This is a genomic window from Elusimicrobiota bacterium, from assembly GCA_026388095.1.
Lineage (GTDB): Bacteria > Elusimicrobiota > Elusimicrobia > UBA1565 > UBA9628 > UBA9628.
Window position 1 is genome coordinate 49,268 of sequence record JAPLKL010000013.1, and the last position, 18,447, is coordinate 67,714.

Annotated in this window: 18 protein-coding genes and 1 pseudogene; 16 read left to right on the top strand and 3 right to left on the bottom strand. The window is 68.6% G+C overall.

Annotation, left to right across the window (positions count from 1 at the left end):
• Positions 1-2 precede the first annotated feature (2 nt).
• From NTY77_03315 to NTY77_03345, 7 genes and pseudogenes are all read left to right on the top strand, one after another.
• On the top strand, positions 3-1,307 hold the full coding sequence (locus NTY77_03315; GenBank protein ID MCX5794509.1) for a TolC family protein: 1,305 nt from the start codon (positions 3-5) through the stop codon (positions 1,305-1,307).
• Positions 1,298-2,248 carry an efflux RND transporter periplasmic adaptor subunit gene (locus NTY77_03320; GenBank protein ID MCX5794510.1) on the top strand — a complete coding sequence of 317 codons (951 nt, stop codon included), beginning with the start codon at positions 1,298-1,300 and terminating at the stop codon, positions 2,246-2,248. Before NTY77_03315 ends, NTY77_03320 begins: the two co-directional genes overlap by 10 nt.
• Positions 2,245-2,907, top strand: a complete 663-nt coding sequence (locus NTY77_03325; protein ID MCX5794511.1) for an ABC transporter ATP-binding protein — start codon at positions 2,245-2,247, stop codon at positions 2,905-2,907. Before NTY77_03320 ends, NTY77_03325 begins: the two co-directional genes overlap by 4 nt.
• Entirely contained in the window at positions 2,904-4,178 is a 1,275-nt protein-coding gene (locus NTY77_03330; GenBank protein ID MCX5794512.1) for an ABC transporter permease, read from the top strand. Before NTY77_03325 ends, NTY77_03330 begins: the two co-directional genes overlap by 4 nt.
• Positions 4,179-4,182: 4 nt before the next feature.
• Positions 4,183-5,466, top strand: a complete 1,284-nt coding sequence (locus tag NTY77_03335; protein ID MCX5794513.1) for an ABC transporter permease — start codon at positions 4,183-4,185, stop codon at positions 5,464-5,466.
• A 21-nt stretch (positions 5,467-5,487) separates the two neighbouring features.
• Positions 5,488-5,937: pseudogene (locus NTY77_03340) on the top strand (Fic family protein).
• Positions 5,938-6,097: 160 nt separating this feature from the next.
• Complete coding sequence (locus NTY77_03345; protein MCX5794514.1) at positions 6,098-6,745, top strand: hypothetical protein; 648 nt, start codon at positions 6,098-6,100, stop codon at positions 6,743-6,745.
• Between the two features lie 50 nt (positions 6,746-6,795).
• Here NTY77_03345 and NTY77_03350 read toward each other — a convergent pair whose 3' ends face one another.
• Entirely contained in the window at positions 6,796-8,043 is a 1,248-nt protein-coding gene (locus tag NTY77_03350; protein ID MCX5794515.1) for a hypothetical protein, read from the bottom strand.
• A 128-nt stretch (positions 8,044-8,171) separates the two neighbouring features.
• Between NTY77_03350 and NTY77_03355 the strand changes: the two genes are divergently transcribed.
• Positions 8,172-8,885, top strand: a complete 714-nt coding sequence (locus NTY77_03355; GenBank protein MCX5794516.1) for a hypothetical protein — start codon at positions 8,172-8,174, stop codon at positions 8,883-8,885.
• A 5-nt stretch (positions 8,886-8,890) separates the two neighbouring features.
• On the opposite strand, the gene NTY77_03360 is transcribed toward NTY77_03355, so the two are convergent.
• Entirely contained in the window at positions 8,891-9,214 is a 324-nt protein-coding gene (locus tag NTY77_03360; protein MCX5794517.1) for a hypothetical protein, read from the bottom strand.
• 91 nt (positions 9,215-9,305) lie between these two features.
• The gene (locus NTY77_03365; protein ID MCX5794518.1) at positions 9,306-10,208 is read right to left on the bottom strand and encodes a hypothetical protein; all 903 of its coding nucleotides are present in this window, start codon (positions 10,206-10,208) and stop codon (positions 9,306-9,308) included.
• A 276-nt stretch (positions 10,209-10,484) separates the two neighbouring features.
• Here NTY77_03365 and NTY77_03370 point away from each other — a divergent pair, with 276 nt between their 5' ends.
• The 8 genes from NTY77_03370 to NTY77_03405 all read left to right on the top strand — a co-directional run bounded on the left by NTY77_03370 (position 10,485) and on the right by NTY77_03405 (position 18,352).
• Positions 10,485-11,372, top strand: coding sequence for a hypothetical protein (locus NTY77_03370; GenBank protein ID MCX5794519.1), 888 nt, complete (start codon positions 10,485-10,487; stop codon positions 11,370-11,372).
• Positions 11,373-11,475: 103 nt separating this feature from the next.
• A complete protein-coding gene (locus tag NTY77_03375) occupies positions 11,476-12,306 on the top strand; it encodes a hypothetical protein (protein MCX5794520.1) in 831 nt (276 codons plus the stop codon).
• 38 nt (positions 12,307-12,344) lie between these two features.
• Positions 12,345-13,286: a MoxR family ATPase gene (locus NTY77_03380; GenBank protein ID MCX5794521.1), complete on the top strand. Its 942-nt coding sequence runs from the start codon at positions 12,345-12,347 to the stop codon at positions 13,284-13,286.
• A 2-nt stretch (positions 13,287-13,288) separates the two neighbouring features.
• Entirely contained in the window at positions 13,289-14,617 is a 1,329-nt protein-coding gene (locus NTY77_03385) for a DUF58 domain-containing protein (protein ID MCX5794522.1), read from the top strand.
• The gene (locus NTY77_03390) at positions 14,614-16,566 is read left to right on the top strand and encodes a transglutaminase-like domain-containing protein (protein MCX5794523.1); all 1,953 of its coding nucleotides are present in this window, start codon (positions 14,614-14,616) and stop codon (positions 16,564-16,566) included. The genes NTY77_03385 and NTY77_03390 overlap by 4 nt, the downstream gene beginning before the upstream one ends.
• 93 nt (positions 16,567-16,659) lie before the next feature.
• A complete protein-coding gene (locus NTY77_03395; protein ID MCX5794524.1) occupies positions 16,660-17,154 on the top strand; it encodes an NADH-quinone oxidoreductase subunit J in 495 nt (164 codons plus the stop codon).
• Positions 17,151-17,447 carry an NADH-quinone oxidoreductase subunit NuoK gene (gene nuoK / locus NTY77_03400; protein ID MCX5794525.1) on the top strand — a complete coding sequence of 99 codons (297 nt, stop codon included), beginning with the start codon at positions 17,151-17,153 and terminating at the stop codon, positions 17,445-17,447. Before NTY77_03395 ends, nuoK begins: the two co-directional genes overlap by 4 nt.
• The gene (locus NTY77_03405; protein ID MCX5794526.1) at positions 17,444-18,352 is read left to right on the top strand and encodes a proton-conducting transporter membrane subunit; all 909 of its coding nucleotides are present in this window, start codon (positions 17,444-17,446) and stop codon (positions 18,350-18,352) included. Before nuoK ends, NTY77_03405 begins: the two co-directional genes overlap by 4 nt.
• Positions 18,353-18,447 lie beyond the last annotated feature (95 nt).

The window sequence follows — 18,447 nt, forward strand, 5'->3', positions numbered from 1 at the left end:
GCATGAAGCGCTGGGCATTCCTGCTGCTGCTGGGAGCGGCCGCCGCGCCGGCCGCGGCGGTGGACGTTTCCACCTTCACGGCCCAAGGCTACGTCCAGTCCGTCCTCGCCGCCGCCCCCGAGGTGCAGCAGGCGGCCGCGCAATTCGCCGCGGCGCGCGCGGCCTGGAAGTCCCAGACCGCGTCGGCCTGGCTGCCCACGGTCGGCTTCACCGGCTTGGCCTACCCGTACGGACACGATATCAACGAGTCCTATCGCTTCCAGCACTGGAACCTGGCCCGCGCCGACACGAGCCTGGCCACGACCGTCAACCTCAACCTGTTCAACAGCTTCTCCGACTACTTCAAGGTGCGCCAGGCCGCCCTGTCCCGGGACTCCGCGGAGCAGGGCCTGGCCCTCTCGCAGCAGGCCCGGGCCTTCGCGGCGGCGCAGGCCTTCTACGACCTGGGGCTCAAGGAGCGCCTGGTGGCCGTGTCCTCGGAGAACCTGAAGATCCAGAAGGACAACTACGACCTGACCCGCGACCATTACCAGAACGGGATGAGGAGCCTCGCGGACCTGCTCAAGAGCGAGACGGACTGGCATTCCAGCGAGCTCAACATCACCCAGGCCGAGGCCAACCGCAAGCAGTCCCTGCTCCAGTTCAACCTGCTCGTGGGCCGGCCGGCCGACGCGCCGGCGGCCCTGGCCGACGAGCTCGACGCCGGCACCACGTCCTTGCCTGGGCTGGCCGCCGACCTCGACGCCGCTCTGAGCCGCCGGCCCGCGATGGTCTCGGCGCGCCTGGCCCTGGAGGCCAGCGAGGTGGCGGCGAGCCAGGCCGTGCGCGACGGGGCGCCGCAGCTGAGCCTCGACGCCTCCTACAACCGCACCGACAACGGCCGCAACATCGGAAACGTCAGCCCCGACCCCAACTACCAGCTGGCCTTGTCGCTGTCCTTGCCCTCCGGCTTCAACGGCGCCTCCCAGTGGCTCAGCGTCTCAGCGGCGCGGGCCCGGGCCGCGGCCTCCCGGCAGAGCCTCGCGGTGGCGACCCGGCAGGTGCGCAGCGACGTCCATTCCGCCTACATCGCGCTGGAGTCGGCGCTGGCCACCTACCGCATCGCGTCCATCACGGAGGACATCGCGCGGCGCAGCTTCGAGCTGGTCAACGAGCAGTACAAGCAGAACTCGGCCGACGCCATCCGTCTGTCCCAGGCCCAGCTCGACTTCCTGACCGCGCGCACCTCGCGGGCCCAGGCCCTCTTCGGAGCCCTGTTGATCCGCTACCAGTACCGCTTGGCTATAGGAGAACCCTTATGGAAGTGAGACGCTTCTTCACCTGGCGCCGCGCCGTGGTCGCGGCCCTGATCCTGGCGGCCGGAGGCGGCGGCGTTTGGGCCTATCGGCGGCACAAGAGAGCCCAGGCCAAGCCCGAAGCCGCGGCCGACACGGCCAAGGTCTCCCGCGGGGACCTGGAGCTGCATTTCTCGGACTCCGGGGAGCTCGCCCCCAAGAATTACGTGGACGTGGCCTCCAAGGTGAGCGGCCGGGTCACCGAGCTGCTGGTGGTCGAGGGCCGCCGCGTGGCCAAGGGCGACAAGATCGCGGTCATCCAGCCCGGACGCACCGAGGCGGAGCGCTATCTGCCTTTCACGGTGACGTCGCCTATCGGCGGGATCGTGATGCGCTACCAGAAGCAGGGCAGCTACCAGGAGGAGAGCCGCATCGTGCGCCTGGGCGACTACGTGACGGGCCTCATCGACTCCGTCACCCCGACCTACCTCATGACCATCGCGGACCTCTCCACCTTGGTGGTGAAGATGAAGATCAGCGAGATGGACATCCTCAAGCTCAAGCAGGGCATGGACGTGAAGGTCACCATCGACGCCCTGCCCGGCATGAGCATCCCCTCGCGGGTCTCCTTGGTGTCGCCCCAGGCGGACAAGGACAACAACAACCTCAAGACCTTCAAGGTCGAGGTGACCTTGGGCAAGACCGACTCGCGCCTCAAGCCTGGCATGACCGCGCGCGTTGACGGCCTGCTGGACTCCCACAAGAACGTGCTCAAGATCCCGCTGGCCGCGGTGTTCGAGGAGGCGGGCGCGGAATACGCCTACATCAAGGCCAAGGAGAAGAAAGCCAAGCCCGGCCACGTCAAGCTCAAATTGGGGCTGCGCAACGAGACGGACGTGGAGGTGGTCGAGGGGGTCAAGGAGGGCGACGAGCTCCTGACCGAGAAGCCTCCGGCCGAGGAGAAGAAGGGTTGATCGAGTGCCGGGAGGTCGTGCGCGTCTACGGCAGCGAGAAGAAGGGCTACCAGGCCCTGCGCGGGGTGAGCTTCGCCATCGCCAAGGGCGAGTTCGCGGCCATCATGGGCCCCTCCGGCTGCGGCAAATCCACTCTGCTCAACATCCTCGGCCTGCTGGACCGGCCGACCTCCGGGCATTTCCTGCTCCAGGGCGCCGACGCCGCGCGGCTCGACGATGCCGAGCGCACCATGCTGCGCCGCCGGACCATGGGCTTCGTGTTCCAGGCTTTCAACCTCCTGCCGCGCCTCTCCGCCCTGGAGAACGTCTGCCTGCCCATGACCTACGCCGGATTCCACCGCCCTGAGCGCGAGGCGCGCGCCAAGGAACTGCTGGAGCTTGTCGGGCTGGGCGCCAAGGCCCTGCGTCCGCCGCTGGAACTCTCCGGAGGCGAGCGCCAGAGGGTGGGCATAGCCCGGGCTCTGGCCAACCGCCCGCTCGTGCTCCTGGCCGACGAGCCCACCGGCAACCTCGACTCCAAGTCCAGCGCGGACATCCTGGCCATGCTCCAGGACCTGCACCGGGAGGGCATGACCATCGTGCTGGTGACCCATGACCCCAACATCGCCAAAGGCGCCCAGCGCACCCTGAGGCTCAAGGACGGCGAGCTCGAGCCATGAAGCTCGCCGAAGCGTTCCGCACCGGCGCGCGCGAGATCCGGCTGCACAAGGCGCGCTCGGCCTTGAGCTTCTCCGCGGTGGCCATCGGCGTGGCTTCCTTGCTCTACACCTTCGCCCAGACCCACGGCATGAGCGAGCAGGAGGCCAAGTCCATCGCGCTCATCGGCCCGGGGCGCATGAGCATCGAGGCCAAGAACGACTATGTGTCCAAGGGGCTGTCCCCGGGCCTGACCTCGGACGACGCCGAGGACATCCGCCGGGACATGCCCGAGCTCTTCATGGTCTACCCCAAGGCCGGGCGCTGGGGCCAGAGGATGCGGGCGGGCGGCCTGAAGTTCGACAACGTCTACGTCTTCGGCACCACGCCGGAGATGTCCCAGCGCGACTGGGTCTACACCCGCCGGGGCCGCTGGCTGACCGACGAGGACCTGCGCCAGTCGGCCCGGGTCTGCGTGCTGGTCGAGCCCGGGGGCTGGGTCGAGAAGCCGCCCTGGGCCAGCTTCTGGGGGGAGAACCCCTTCGAGCTCTACGTGATGCGCCACGACCTGCTGGGCCAGGACGTCCTGCTCGGGGACCATTCCTTCCGGGTGGTGGGGGTCATCCGCGAGCCGGCCCGGGACAAGGACCCGCGCTGGAACCGGCCCTTCTGGGGCGACGGCGTGGTCATCGTGCCCCTGACCACGGTGCAGGCGGTCATGCCCGGCAACGGGGACAACCCCCGCTCCGTTGACACCATCGAGGTGGACACGGGCGACGAGAAGTCCCTGCCTGCGGCCAAGCGCCGCATCGAGGCCATCCTCAAGCGCCGCCACAAGGGCGAAGCGGACTACGAGATCAAGGACATGCGCGAGGAGATCGAAGGCGAGCTCAAGGAGACGGCCAAGTACACTTTGGCCGCCACGGTCATGGGCGCGGTGGCCATGCTCGCGGGCGGCATCGGCATCCTCAACGTGACCTTGGCCGCGCTCTTCGCTCGCGTCAAGGAGATCGGCATCCGCCGCGCCGTGGGCGCGACGCGCATGGACATCCTCTCCCAGTTCGTGGCCGAGGCCGTGCTGCTGGGCCTCTGCGGCGGGGTGGCCGGCATCGCCCTGGGCCTGGGCGGCATCGACTACCTCAAGAGCCACACGGACCGCGACCTGGCCTCCTTGACCTGGTACCATTTCGTGGCCACGCTGGCCATCGCCGGGGGCACCGGGCTGCTCTTCTCCCTCTACCCGGCCTGGAAGGCCGCGACCTTGGACCCGGTCGACGCCCTGCGCAGCGAATGAGCCTATGAGAGTCGCGGAGGCCATGCGCACGGGCTGGCTCGAGATCGCCTCGCACAAGGTGCGCTCGGCCTTGACCTGCCTGGCCACCGCCATCGGCGTGGCGGCCATGGTCTACACCTTCTCGCAGATCGCGGGCCTGCAGGAGCGCTTCCGCAAGGCCATCGAGCTCGCCGGGCCCGGGCGTCTGGAGATCGAGCGCAAGGAGGGCTACGTCTCCAAGGGGCTGTCCCGGGGCCTGACCTGGCAGGACGCGGAGCATATCCGCCGGGCCTTCCCCGAGCTCTACATGGTCTATCCCATCGCGCGCCGCGGCGGGGCGCGCATGCGCTTCGACGAGTTCAAGAACGACAACATCGGTGTGCGCGGGACCACGCCGGAATGGCGGCGCCGGGACTGGGTCTACAAGCTGCGCGGCCGCTTCCTCAACGACGAGGACCTGCGCACCGCCGCCCGGGTCTGCGTTCTGGACCAGCCGGGGGGCTGGGTCAAGAAGCCCTTCTGGGCGCGCTGGTTCCCGGAGCAGGCCATGGAGAAGGTGCTCAAGCACAGAGACCTCCTGGACCGGCAGATCAGGCTCGACGAGCATCTCTTCACCGTCGTGGGCATCCTGCAGGAGCCGCCGCGCGACCGCGACCCGCGCTGGTTCCGGCGGGAATGGGGCGGCGGGGGCGGCATCCTGTTCGTGCCCATCAACACCTACCGGCAGACCCTGCTGCGTTCCTGGAGCAAATCGAATCCCGACCAGGTGGACGGCATCGAGGTGGACACGGGCGACGGGGAGACCGCCTCGCGTTACAAGAAGCGCATCACCCTCCTGCTCAAGAATCTGCACCGCGGCGAGGAGGACTTCAAGGTCCGCGACTACCGGGAGATCATCCAGGGAATCGTCTCGCGCATCAAGGAGTACGCCATCGCCATCGCGATCATCGGCATCGTGGCCATCCTGGCCGGCGGCATCGGCATCATGAACGTGACCTTGGCCACCATCTTCTCGCGCATCCGCGAGATCGGCATCCGGCGCGCTTTGGGCGCGACCCGGACCGACATCGTGACCCAGTTCCTAGTCGAGGCCACGATGCTCGGGAGTCTCGGCGGAGTGGCCGGGGCCGGCCTGGGCATCGCGGCCGTGACGTATCTCGCGCCGCGCGAGGACCGCATGCAGCAGATATCTTCGGTGCACGTGGCCGCGGCCATGGGCATCGCCGCGCTGGTGGCCTTCTTCTTCGCGCTCTATCCCGCCTACCAGGCCGCGAAGCTCGACCCGATCGAGTCCCTGCACTACGAGTGAGGCGCTTCGGGAGGGGGGACCGGCCGAACCTCGCGGCTTCTCTCCACTCTCTGCCTCTACCGCAAGGGCTACGACTTCAAGCGCCTCTTCACGATCAGCGAATACTACGACCGCGACCGGACCTCTTTCTACAAGGCCATCCAGGCCGTCCGGGAAAAGGGCATGGACATGACCGGCTGGCTGGAGTACTTCACAGACGGCTTGGCCACCCAGATGCGGGAGGTCCAGGAGCATGGCGAGCGGATTATCAAGGCCGACCTGTTGACGCGCCAGCATGACCTCAATGTCCGGCAGCGAGTGGCGCTCCAGCAAGTCATGGAGAAGGGTAGCCTCACCATCCATGAACTCGAAGGCATGTGCAAAGGAGTGACTCGCCGGACGCTGCAGAGGGAACTCAAGGAGCTTGTAACCGCTGGCCTATTGGTTCCGGAAGGCGCCACCAATCAACTTAAGTATCTGTTTAAAAAATAATGCTAAACTCGCGACAAACTTGCGACACAACTTGCGACAATCTCGCGCCAGAACTTGCGCCATCGGACCGCTTGTCGCTGTGACATGCTCGGACATCAGCTGTGACATGCGGCTGGAAGCCTAGCGCGCTATGCGACGCCATCAGCCCCCAAAGAAAACCTTGCTGGCGGAACTCGTAGACTTGATTTCGACTCCCGGCTTCATGCGTCTGCCCGCGACCGAACAGGACCGCCTCTTCCATGCGCATCTGGGACAGGATCGCCCGCGCATCGCCCCGAAGGACGAGCCGGAATTGCGCCGTAAATTATTCGAGCCTGTCACAGGACCAGGCGCTCAACTCTCAGCGACTATCACCGATTGCCTTTTTGCCTTGCAGGTCGAAGGCGTATTGAGCAAGCCTGCCGGGAAATGTCGCCTCTTGCGCAAGGGGAGGCCATGCGAGTGGGGCTCGAATGGACGGCCCACCATATGCATCATGGCGGACTTCGGCATGGGGCCATATGGCTGGCTGCGGAAAACCGGTGAACCGCCCCCGGCCGTCGGCCCTAATATCGCGGATTCGGTCGGCGGATTCCCGGCTGAATTCCTGGTGCCCAAAGAGCTGGATGCTGATTTCGCCAAATGGGCGGCAGCGTTCGAGTCCGGTTACGACAAGGACGCATTCGACTGGCTCAAATGGAACGCTCAGGGGATTGAACTCGCGGCCAGGCTCAAGCGGGTCGTCGGTGAGCGCTATGGCGTCGAGTACCACTATCCCTATGAAGATCCCAGGAAAGAATTGCAAGACACCATCCTGGTCATCGACTGAGCCGTCCGTACCCTATCGAGTCACTGCGCTACGAATAGGTCCGCGGCCGGTCAGGGCGCGGCGGGCTCGGCTGGGATCTCGGCCGGAGGCACAGGCAGGCCGGTCTTCTCGTCTATCGGTCCGTAGCGATCCAGTATCTCCAAGGTGTTGTGAGCCTGCTCATAGGCCTTGACCACCTTGTCCTTCCAGGTCGGGGCGTAGCCGCTGAACTCCAGTGCCGCCTTAAGGAGTTTGTCCGCCTGGGCGCGGTCATGGCCTCCCGCGGCCTGCTGGGCCTGTTCCAACAGCCCCGGGATGAATTGCCGGGCCAACAGTTGGGCTCCGCCCAAGAGCTGCTCGAGGAAGCGCGAGCCGTCTTGATAGTTCAGCCGCTTGCGGGCCTCCTGGCGGGCCTGATCGATCCTCTTAAGGGCCAGGAACGGGTCCTCTTCGCGCATCGCGTCGCGCAGCAGCCGCTCCATGTAGGCGCGCGGCTGGCGCACCGGGTCAGGCATGGGCTCGGAAGGCTTTGTGGTCTCGGCCTTCGGCTGCGCCGGGACCTCGACCGCGATGGCCGGCAGCTTGGCCATCAATTCCGCCATGCGCATGTTGATGCCGCCCTCTGAACGGTCCAGAGCCTTGGCCTGCTCCAGGCGCTTGGCCAGGATCCCCGCCTGGGGCGAGGAGGGCTTCGACACGAAATCCCCGGAGAGAGGAACCACGACGGGCGCAGCTGTCGCGTCGTTGGCGCAGAGCACGGTCAGGCTGGCCGCGTCCTTCATCACGATGACCGGCCCCTTCTCCAAAGCCGGAAGGGCGGCCAAGAGGATGTTGGCCTGGGCTTGCGGCGAGGAGACTTCGGCCTGCTTGGACAGCCAGCTGTAGAAACCGTAGGCCCCGTTGATCATCTCCACAGCGCCGCCGCTCAGGCCCGGCATGTCCGCGGGCGCGGCAAGACCGTCGAAGACTCTTCCTAGGGCGGCAGACTGCTCCGCCAAGGGGGCCCTGGGATCGATGGCCGCGGCCAAGGACTTCTCGTTGAGGATGGGGCGCAGCAAGCCCGGGACTGCCGGGGCGGCTGCCAAGACCGCGGGTTGGACCACGGGTACGGCCGGTGCCGCGGGAGTCAGGGCCAAGAGTCGGGGGGCCAGGAGCCCGGCGGCAGGAAGCAGGCTGGCCCGCAGAGGGGCCGCGTTGAGCGCCGGAGCCAGGCGGATGACCGGGACGGCTGTCCCCGCCTGCGTGCTGAGCCTGAACTGGGCGCAGGCCGGGCCGGCCAGGGCCGCGGACAAGGACAAAGCCAGGAAAGCGGTTTTCATGAAGATATCATAGCCAGGGGGCCTCGGCTCGGCCTCGGTCCCATGGGGCAAGTCCGGCCCGCATTCCGGCCCATCCCCGCACAGGTCTTTCGGACCACCATCCGGCCTCGGTTTGATATCATGGCAGGATGGCGGCCAGGGTCTGCGGGACCGCGGCGCTGCTGCTGGGCCTGATTTCCGCTCAGGCCTCGGCGGCCCCGTCCGAGCCTCAAGTCGCGGCCTCGACGAGCACGCGCGCGCCGCGCCGGGAGATCCCTTTGTCTCTGACCTTCATCCAGAATAGGCAGGACCGGCGACTGGAGCTCGGCTACAGCCTGCGGTGGGACTTCGACGACCTCAAGGACGCCGGCCCCGGGATGCTCCGCACGCTGCTCGATCCGGGCGCTTTCTGGGAGGGTCAGACCTGGGACTTCAGGGACCGCACCCGCTTCATCCTATACGGAGTGAGGGTCGATCCCTGGAAGGCATTCTTCGAGCCGGCTGCGCCGGTCGCGGTCACGGCCAGCAGCGGGACCTCGGCCGGCGCTGCGCGAAGAGCGCCGCAGCGTCGGCGCTGGCGCCCCTCGGTCTGGCCGGTCATCAAGGACATCAACGATCACATCGAGAGCGATATCCGCAACGAAGTGCTGCGCGAGTCGCTGCGCCGGCTTCCTGCCGAAGCGCAGAAGAGGACGGTCGAGGATGAGAGGGAACTCCTGCGCGATCTCGTGCGGTGGCAGCGGGAGGTGGAGACCCCGGGTCTGGCCGGAGCCGCAGACGGGATCGATTACCTTGTCCCGCAGCGCAAGCGCGACGGCGCTTGGCACGAGGGCATCCACCTCTCCACCGCGAGCGCGCGCTGAGCGGGTCAGTCGACTTCGCAGGTCGTCTCGGTGTGGCCCCAGCCGTTGTCGACGCGGTTGCGGACCACGATGTGATGGGCGCCCGGCGCCGGGCGCCAGTCGTACCAGAAGTACCCCGCGTCGCGCCGGCAGCTGTGCCAGCCGCCTCCGTCGATGGCGACATGGCATTCCCCGGCGGGTGCGGAGATGCGGACGGCGTAGTGGCCGCGCTGCACCTTCTCGCCCGATCGCGGATAGTCGATGCGCGGGATCTTGTCGCCCGGGCTGGTCTGCGCGACGAGTCTCCTGAGGTTGGGCAGCACCGTCGAGAGCAGGCTTTTTCCTCGCACGAATCCTCCCTGCGGAGATACTGGATGAACCGGTACTGCTATTATAGGAAGCTTCCCGCGATTGTCAACTGATTTTTCCGGTCTCCAGCGGCTAAAGCGGGCCGGTGCGATAGGTCCGCACCCGCGCGCGCCAGCCGGACAGCCAGCGCTCCTCGTGGCGTTCGGGAGGCGCGTTGGCCACGCGCCGGGTGAGGACCCGGTCCGCGGAGAGGCTGTATTCGTCGAGCGCGTCCTGGCCCGGAGCCGTGCCGCTCATCCCCTGCAGGACCTGCAGCAGGCCCCAGCCTTCGCCTTTATAGCGTTCGCTGGTCGAGATGCCTTCACCCTTGAAGTTCACGTAATCCACCAGGCCATAGACTCCCAAGGGCTCGGCCGCGGCCCGGTAGAACTGCCGGCGCACGGGCTCTTGCTCGGCCGGCGGCAGGGACGCCAGGATCTTGGGCAGGGCCGCTTCCATGCGGTCCACGATGAAGCGCGTCTGCAGGGCCACGGTCGCGGCCAGCAGGTCCCGCAGCTGTCTCATGCGCGGGGACTCGATGTCTTTAAGGAAAGCCTCCCGGTCCGGCCATGGACAGACGGGCCGGCCGGCGAGCCAGTCCGGCAAGGCCACGCCGTTCTTGGAGAGGAACTCCAGCAGCGGGGGGAAGCTTTCCTGGAAAGGCCCCGGCGGGCCGGCCGGGTACCAGATGAAATGGCCGATGCCCAGGGAGGCGAAAGCCTCGCCCTGGTTCCAGGAGGTCAGCCCGGCCACGGTCCCTCCGCATTCGTTCTGCCAGATGCGGCGGCCGATGCGCTGCACGTCGTCGGCCGGGATGTCGATGGCCGCGATGACGAACGGCGGGGGGGCCAGCCTGGGCGCGAGCTTGGGCAACAGCGGCAGGAACTGGCCGACCGGGTCGCGGTTCCAATCCAGGGGTGCCGGGCTCGCCGCCCCGGACGGCGGGGGAACCCAGAGCATGAGCGCGAGCGCCAGCCCGCCCTGCCGAAGGTCCATAGGCACGATTATAGCCCATGCCGGCCGCCGGCGACTAGGCCTTTGGGCCCAGCTCAGTATAGGCCTTTGGCCTCTTTCCGCATAGGCCCCGGGGCCCTATGATATTGCCCGATGGTCCCAGATCCGCGCCGAGCCTTTCTCAATCCAAACCCTGGAGGTACGCCGATGCGCCGTCTCTTCGGTCTATGCTGTGCCGCACTGCTGTGCAGTCTTCTCGTCGCTGCCCGTCCGCACCGGATCCTCACCGTGTGCCCGGGCTTTTTGCCTGAGAACGATATGAAGATCCCCGTGGGCATCAGATCCGTCGGGGGAATCTCTCAGGCGCAGTACAACCAAGTCATGGACCGCCTGCAGGCGATCTATGGCCCTATCGTCCAGGCCAAGGGCGGGGTGCTCCAGATCAACCGCCTCTGGGAGGACGCCACGGTCAATTCCTCGGCCCAGCGCCAGGGGAACAAATACATCCTCAACATGTACGGCGGACTGGCCCGGCATCCCTCCATCACCCAGGACGGCGAGACCTTGGTCGCCTGCCACGAGCTGAGCCATCATCTGGGCGGAGCGCCCAAGAGCTCGGGCTGGTTCGGCTCCTGGGCCAGCAACGAGGGGCAGTCCGACTATGCCGCGAACCTCAAGTGCATGCGCCGCATGTTCTCCGATGCGGGCAGCGCACAGTTCACGCGCATGGCGGCCGCGGACCCGGTGGCGCAGAAGGCCTGCAAGCAGGCCTATAAGGATTCGCGGCAGGCGGCCCTGTGCCTGCGCGTCGCGACCGCGGGACTCTCGGTCACGGGCCTGTTCAAGGCCATGCACCACGAGACCAAGGACCCGGCCTTCGACACGCCGGACCCCGCTGTCGTAGCCGAAACCAACGACGACCATCCCGCCACGCAGTGCCGGCTGGACACTTACCTCCGGGGCGCTCTGTGCACCAAGTCCGTCTCGGAGGCGCTCGACGACGATGACCCGATCCCGGGCACCTGCACTTTGGCGCAAGGCTTCCAGGTCGGCCTGCGGCCGCTGTGCTGGTACAAGCCGACGCCCGCTGAGGGGGCCGCGCAGCTCCTGAGCCGCGCCTCGGTGGCGCCGCAGCTGAGCGAAGCCGTCTCCAAGAGCCCGGCGCTCTCCGCCCTGCAAGGCGCGGCCCTCTGGCAGGGACTCTAGTCTCCCTGGGTCCAAGGCCCCGGATTTCCTAGGCCGAAATCCGGGGCCGCATCCCGGCCTAAGTGCTTAGGCGGCCGGCGCGCGCGCGCGGTACAATCTCTCCGTGCTACCGGCGCTCCTTGCCGCCTTCCTGGCCGCAGAGTGCCTGGCTGCGCCTGGAGACCGGCTCCCGAGCCTCGTTCAGATCATCCCGCAGGACCTGCAGAGCGCGTTCGCTGTTCCCGCCACAGCCGGCTCCATCCCGACAGTCCCCGGGGTACCCCTGGGCGCCATCATGCGGCTGGCGGACCCGGCTCCGATGCGGGGCTCCCAGGTGGTCAAGGTGGACCTGCAGTCCCTGTTCAACCGCCATCTCAAGAACGCGGAATCATTCAGCCCGGGCCAGGACGCCTACACCCTGAGCACGCAGGTCGACCTCAAGGGAGACGCCTACCTCTCCCTCCAGGGCCGGGACTGGGCCTATCCCTATTTCTTCGAGTTCAAGGCCGGCATGCACGCCCGATGGCGGTCGGCCGACGGCAAGGTCTACGACGCCTCCATCGACGGCAGCATCTTCCGCCGCAAGTTCAACAACCCGCTGGTGATCCACGAAGAGAGCACGGGACGCGAAGTGTACTCCCGCAAGCTCACGGACTTCTTCAACGCCGCCGCGGTCCAGGGCGAGACCGTGGCCATCGGGGGGAACACCTACAAGGCGTTCTATTCCTATGCCCTGGACACCTCGCGCTACCCGGCGGTCTTCGACCAGACCGCCTACGGCCTTTGCCTGCTCTACGACGAATCCGACGATCCTGGCTATCACGACTTCAAGAACTACCCTATCCCCTTCGACGCCGTGAAGGGCGACCAGCCCGCGGCCTACCGCCTCCACAACGGGCAGGTGCTGTACTTCAAGCTCGCCGAAGACCAGAAGACCCTCGTCATCTCCGACTGAGGGGTCCGCTCCGGCCCGGAGCTGTGTATAATAGCACCATGCCCACTGATCCGGCGCAGGAGACTTTCCGCAAGATCCGCGACAACATCTCACGGGTGATGCTCGGCCAGTCCGCGGCCGTGCGCAAGCTCCTGGCCGCCTTCGCCGCCGGCGGCCACGTCCTGCTCGAGGACTTCCCCGGGACCGGCAAGACCACCTTGGCCAAGGCCCTGGCCAGGTCCATCGGCGCCAAGTTCAACCGCGTCCAGTTCACCCCGGACCTGCTTCCTTCCGATATCCTGGGCGTCTCCATCTACGAGCCGAAGGACCAGACCTTCCGCTTCCATGAAGGCCCGGTCTTCACCAACATCCTGCTGGCCGACGAGATCAACCGCGCCTCGCCCCGAACCCAGTCCGCCCTGCTGGAGGCCATGGGCGAGGGGCAGGTCAGCGTCGACGGCAGGACCTACCGGCTCATGGAGCTCTTCTTCGTCATCGCGACCCAGAACCCGGTCGAGTTCCACGGCACCTATCCCCTGCCCGAGGCGCAGATGGACCGCTTCATGATGCAGTTCTGCCCCGGCTACGTGGCGCCGGAGGAGGAGGTGGCGGTCCTCTCCGCGCAAGAGAAAAGCCATCCCCTGGAGGGCATCACGGCCTGCGTCACCACCGAGGAGGTCCTGGACCTGCGCCGCCGCGTCAAGGAGGTCCGCATCGCGCCGGAGCTCAAGCGCTATATCGTGGAGCTCGTCGGCGCGACCCGGACCGCCGCCAACGTCCGGCTGGGGGCCAGCCCCCGGGCTTCGCTCTCGCTCATGCGGGCCGCCCAAGCCGCGGCCCTCATGGACGGGGCCGAGTTCGTGTCGCCCGAGCAGGTCCAGGAGCTGGCCGTCCCGGTCATCGCCCATCGCCTCATGCTCGACCCGCAGGCGCGCTTCTCCGGGCTCACCGCCCGGGCCGTCGTCGAGGACCAACTCAAGGCCATCCCGGTTCCGGCCTAGCGATGGACCGCCTGCGCTACTCGGCCCTGCGGCTGGGCTCCGGGCTGGCGCGCCGGCTCGGGCGGCGGTTGACGCCGGCGGGCTGGCTGGCCTGCTCCGGGCTCATCGCCTCCGCGGCTTTGGGCATCGACACCAACGCGACCACCGCCTATCAGGCGTTCACCTTCCTGCTGGCGCTCCTGGTCCTGGCGTCCCTGTCGGGCCTCCTCTTCCGCCCGCGCCTGCGCCTGCGCCGGAGCCTGCCGCCTTTCGGCACCGTGGGCCAGCCCCTGCCCTATTCGGTCCGGGTCGAGAACCTCGGCGGCGCCGCGCTGCGCGGCCTCGTCGTCGGCGAGGACCCTCCCGATCCGCGGCCCGCTTACGCCGAGTTCCAGCGGGCCCGGGCTCCGGCCGGCGCGCGCTGGTTCGGCCGCCTCTGCGGCTATAGCCGCTGGCTGGGGCTCATCGCGGACCGGCGGACGGCCGTGGTCGCGCAGGCGCCCTTGCCCGACCTGCCGCCGGGAGGCCGCTGCGAAGCCTCCCTTAGGCTCGAGCCCCTGCGGCGCGGCCTGCTCAAGCTCCCCGGCCTCGCGGCGGCCCGGCCGGACTGCCTGGGCCTGTGGCGGGCTTCCTGCCCCCGGACCGAGCCGGGGGCGGTCTTGATCCTGCCCCGCCGCTACCCCGCGCCCGGACTGGCCCTGGCGGGCTCGCGCCGATACCAGCAGGGCGGGGTGGCGCTGTCCTCTTCGGTGGGCGAGTCCCAGGAGTTCATCTCCCTGCGCGACTACCGGCCGGGAGACCCGCTGCGCCGCATCCACTGGAAGAGCCTGGCCAGGACCGGCAGGCTCATCGTCAAGGAATACCAGGACGAGTACTTCGTCAGGCACGCCTTGGTGCTCGACACCTTCGCCGAGCCGGGCGCCACTTTCGAGGCGGGCGTCAGCGTCGCCGCCTCGCTGGCCTGCTCGGTCCTGACCCAGGAGTCGCTGCTGGACCTGCTCTTCGTCGGCGACGCGGCCTATTGCGTGACCGCGGGCCGCAGCCTCGGCGGAGAGCAGCGCCTGCTCGAGCTCCTGGCCTGCGTCGGCCCCTGCCGGGACAAGCCCTTCTCCGTGCTCGAGAACGCCGTGCTGCTCCGCCGCAGCGGCGTGAGCGCCTGCCTCTGCGTCCTGCTGGGCTGGGATGAGCCGCGGCGCTCGCTCGTGCGCCGGCTGCGGGCGCAGGGGCTGCAGACCGTGGCGCTGGTGGTCACGGACCCCGGCGACGCTTCCCCGCTGGAGGCCGCGGGCGGCCCGCTCCAGCGCATAGCCGCAGACCGGGTCGCCGAGGGCCTCGCCGCGGTCCGGCTATGAACACGCCGCCCCTGCTGTTGGCCGCGTCTTTGCTGTTCTGGGGCTGGCAGACCGGACTGCTCTGGGCCGCCGTCCCGCTGGCCCTGGCGCTGGAGGCCGGCCGCTGGTCGCCTTGGCGCTGGGAGATCTCCCGCGACGGCTTCAGCCGCATCGTGGACCTCTGCGGCTGGGGCTTCGTCGGCCTGGTCGTCTACCTGTACCTCACGCGCGAAAGGGCCGCCGCCGGCATGCTGGACATCCAGTGCATCCCCCTGTGCTACGGCCCTTTGCTCGCGGCCCAGGCCTACAGCGCCCAAGGCCGGATAGCGGTGGGATCCCTCTTCCTGTTCCTGCGCCAGCCGCCGCGCGACGCGGCCGAGCGGTCCGTGGACCTGTCCTACCCCTATTTCGCCGTCTGCTTGTTCTCCGCCAGCGCCGCGAACGTGCGCACGCCCGCGTTCTATCTGGGCACGCTCGTCCTGACGGGCTGGGCCTTGTGGCCGCTGCGCCCCGCACGGACCGCGCGGGCGGGCTGGGCGGCGGCCCTGGCTTCGGCCGCCCTCCTGGGCTATGGCGGGCATGTGGCCCTCCACGGCCTGCAGGCAACAGTGGAGAGGAAGGCCCAGGAATGGTTCTTCGGCAGGGCGGGGTCCGGCACCGACCCCGCGCGCAGCCGTACGGCCATAGGGCGGATCGGCGAGCTGCAGCAGTCATCCGGCGTGCGGCTGCGCGTGCGGCCGGCGGCCGGGAAGAAGCCCCCGGAGCTCCTGCGCGAGGCCAGCTACGACCTCTACCGCGGCCGAGAATGGTCCGCACGGAGCAACGATTTCCATCCGGTCCCGGCCTTGCCGGACGGCGCCTGGGCGCTGGGCCCGGGGGCGGCGCCGCCGGAAGAGGTCTCGATCTCCGCGGCTCTGCCCCAGGGCCAAGGCCTGCTGGCCTTGCCGGACGGCACCTTCCGCGTGGAAGGTCTCCCGGCGGCGGGGCTCAGCCGCGGCGGCTTGGGCGCGGTCAAGGTGACGCAGGGCCCCGGGCTGGCGGAGTATCGGGCGCTCTTCGACCCGGCCGCCGATCGGGATACGCCCCCGCGCCGCGAGGACCTGGATGTCCCGCAGTCGGAGAAGCCGGCGCTCGCGCAGACCGCGGCCGCGCTGGGGCTCGAACGGATGCCGGCCGCGGCGGCCTTGGCCGCCGTAGGCCGGTTCTTCCAGGAGGGCTTCTCCTACTCCACCTATCAAAGCGGCCGCGGCGCCAGGCCGCTGGCGGACTTCCTGCTGCGCACGCGCCGCGGCCATTGCGAATATTTCGCGACGGCCACGGTCCTCCTGCTTCGGACCGCCGGCATCCCGGCCCGCTACGCGGTCGGCTGGTCGGTCCAGGAATTCAGCCGCCTGGAAGGCGCCTACGTGGTCAGGCAGCGGCATGCCCACGCCTGGACCTTGGCTTATGTCCAGGGCCGCTGGCTCGTCCTCGATACGACGCCCGCCTCCTGGTCCGCCGCGGAGGCCGGCCGGGCCTCTTGGTGGGAGAAGGGCGGCGACCTCTGGGACTGGTGCTCCTACCGGTTCTCCCGCTGGCGCTGGTCCAAGCCCGGCGCGCCGGCCGGCCCGCGTCTGCGCTGGCTGCTCTTGCCCCTGCTGGCGCTGTTGGCCTGGCGCCTGAGGGGCGCCGCCGAGGCTGTCCGCGCGCGAGTCCGGTCCATCTCAGGCTCGCGGGTCTTGGCCCCGGGCCGGGACTCCGAGCTCTACGGCATCGAGCGCGTCTTCGCCGGGCAAGGGCTGGGCCGGTATCCGTGGGAGGCTTGGCCGGCCTGGATCGACCGTATAGCCCCGCTGCAGGAGCCTTCCCAACTGCGGCGCCTGCGCGCCCTCGTCGCCCTGCATTGCCGCTACCGCTTCGACCCCAAGGGGCTGGCCGCCGAGGAACGGCGGGAGTTGGCGGCGGGGGCCAAGGAGTTGGTCCCTAGATAAACGGAAAGGCGCCGGCCGGATGGAATCTGCCTCACGCCCGGAATCATTGCCTCGGCGCCTCCATATAGAATAAAATAGCGGCCTTCCTGACCCATGAGTCATTGGCTCGTGCCGTTCGCCGGGGCGGCCGCGGTCGCCTGCGCTGCGCTGATGCTGGCGCAGCGATCCCTCTACGCCGCCGCCATCTGCTTCCTGGCCGTGGTGCTCCAGGCCGGCGTCCTGCTCTACGCCTCGGGCGCGAGACTGCTGGCCATGCTCCTGCTGCTCATCTACGCCGGGGCCGTCGCGGTCCTCATCGTGGTCTCGATCCAGGCCAGCGGCGGTGATCGGCAGGCAGACTCGCTTCGCAGCCCCTGGAGCCGGCTGGGACTGCCCTGGCCATTGCTCGGGGCGGGCTTGCTTCTGCCGGTGCTCGACCTCGTTCTGCTCGGCGCCCGGGCCGTGGGCGCGCCCGACTCCGGCACGGCCGGCGACCTGGTGCTGGGCCAGGCCCTGTTCGGGCCCTATGCCGTGGCCGCCGAGGCCGTGGCGCTGCTGATGCTTTTCGCGGCCCTGGCCGTGATCAAGAGCCCGGAGGAGAAGGGATGAGCGCGGCGGTCTGGGCCGTGAGCGGCAGCCTGTTCCTGCTGGGCTTGGCCACGGTGGTGCTGCGCCGGCAGCTGCTGGCGATGTTCCTGGGCCTCGAACTCATGATCGTGGCCGCGGTCTTGGCCCTGGGCTGCGAGGCCGGGCGCGCCGGGCTGACCGAAGGGCTGGTGGCGGCGCTGCTGGCGCTGGCCGTGGCCGCGGCCGAGGCCGTGGTCGGCCTGACCTTGGTGCTGCGGGTCCATTGGTCGGGACGCCGGACCGAGGCCGATGCCCTGGAGGAACTCCGGGGATGATCCATATCCCTTTGGCGGTCTACCTGCTCTTCGCCGCGCCCCTGACCGCCCTGGCCGTGGGCTTCTTCGTGTTCCTGCCGCGCAAGCCCGAGTGGACGCATATCCCGATCCTCCTGTCCTGCGCGGTCGTGACCGCGGCCGCGGCCTATCTGGCCGCCAGGGTCTATGCCGGCTGGGGCATCGACGGGACCATGTTCCAGTGGATGGTGGCCGGGGACTGGGACGTGCCCTTCGGCGTGCGCATCGACGGCATCGGCGTCTCGGTGCTGGCCATGGTCTCTCTGGTGGGCGCCCTCATCCACGTCTACGCGGCGGGCTACATGAAGGGCGAGCCGGGATTCGCGCGCTTCTTCTTGGTCTTCCACCTCTTCTACCTGTCCATGATCGGCCTTCTGGTCTCCAACAACTACGTGCAGTTCTATCTGTTCTGGGAGCTGGTGGGCATGTGCTCCTATTTCCTCATCGGCTACTGGATGCAGAAGGAGTCCGCGCGCCGCGCCGCCCTGCAGGCCTTCATGACCTTGCGCGTCGCGGATTTCGGCCTCATGGTGGCCGTGCTCCTGCTCATGGGGTTCTACCGCCACTCGCGCTTCGCCGTGCTCTACATGATGGTCCCCGGCATCCCCCCCGGCCTCTTGGCCCTGCTGGGCGTGCTCTTCGTCTGGGCCGCGGCCGGCAAGTCCGCCCTGTTCCCGCTCTATTTCTGGCTGCCCGACGCCATGGAGGGCCCCACCCCGGTCTCGGCGCTGATGCATTCCTCCTGGTGCGCTCCTGGCCCCTCATCCACGCGGTGCCCGGCCTGCCCGAGGCCATCGCCGTGGTGGGCGCCTTCACCGCGGTCTTCGCGGCCCTGCTCGCCGCCACCCAGACCGACCTCAAGCGCATCCTGGCCTATTCCACCGTGAGCCACCTGGGCCTGATGGCCTTCGGCCTCGGCCTGGGCCAGGTCACGGCCGGGGTCTTCCACCTGGTGACGCACGGCTTCTTCAAGGCCGTGCTC

Bases quoted from the DNA above. Each gene is read 5' to 3' on its own strand.
- NTY77_03380 (MCX5794521.1), top strand. From the start codon at position 12,345: ATGCCCACTGATCCGGCGCAGGAGACTTTCCGCAAGATCCGCGACAAC.
- NTY77_03370 (MCX5794519.1), top strand. From the start codon at position 10,485: ATGAAGATCCCCGTGGGCATCAGATCCGTCGGGGGAATCTCTCAGGCG.
- NTY77_03405 (MCX5794526.1), top strand. From the start codon at position 17,444: ATGATCCATATCCCTTTGGCGGTCTACCTGCTCTTCGCCGCGCCCCTG.
- NTY77_03330 (MCX5794512.1), top strand. From the start codon at position 2,904: ATGAAGCTCGCCGAAGCGTTCCGCACCGGCGCGCGCGAGATCCGGCTG.
- NTY77_03390 (MCX5794523.1), top strand. From the start codon at position 14,614: ATGAACACGCCGCCCCTGCTGTTGGCCGCGTCTTTGCTGTTCTGGGGC.
- NTY77_03395 (MCX5794524.1), top strand. From the start codon at position 16,660: ATGAGTCATTGGCTCGTGCCGTTCGCCGGGGCGGCCGCGGTCGCCTGC.
- NTY77_03350 (MCX5794515.1), bottom strand. From the start codon at position 8,043: ATGAAAACCGCTTTCCTGGCTTTGTCCTTGTCCGCGGCCCTGGCCGGC.
- nuoK (MCX5794525.1), top strand. From the start codon at position 17,151: ATGAGCGCGGCGGTCTGGGCCGTGAGCGGCAGCCTGTTCCTGCTGGGC.
- NTY77_03320 (MCX5794510.1), top strand. From the start codon at position 1,298: ATGGAAGTGAGACGCTTCTTCACCTGGCGCCGCGCCGTGGTCGCGGCC.
- NTY77_03355 (MCX5794516.1), top strand. From the start codon at position 8,172: ATGGCGGCCAGGGTCTGCGGGACCGCGGCGCTGCTGCTGGGCCTGATT.
- NTY77_03385 (MCX5794522.1), top strand. From the start codon at position 13,289: ATGGACCGCCTGCGCTACTCGGCCCTGCGGCTGGGCTCCGGGCTGGCG.
- NTY77_03365 (MCX5794518.1), bottom strand. From the start codon at position 10,208: ATGGACCTTCGGCAGGGCGGGCTGGCGCTCGCGCTCATGCTCTGGGTT.
- NTY77_03315 (MCX5794509.1), top strand. From the start codon at position 3: ATGAAGCGCTGGGCATTCCTGCTGCTGCTGGGAGCGGCCGCCGCGCCG.
- NTY77_03335 (MCX5794513.1), top strand. From the start codon at position 4,183: ATGAGAGTCGCGGAGGCCATGCGCACGGGCTGGCTCGAGATCGCCTCG.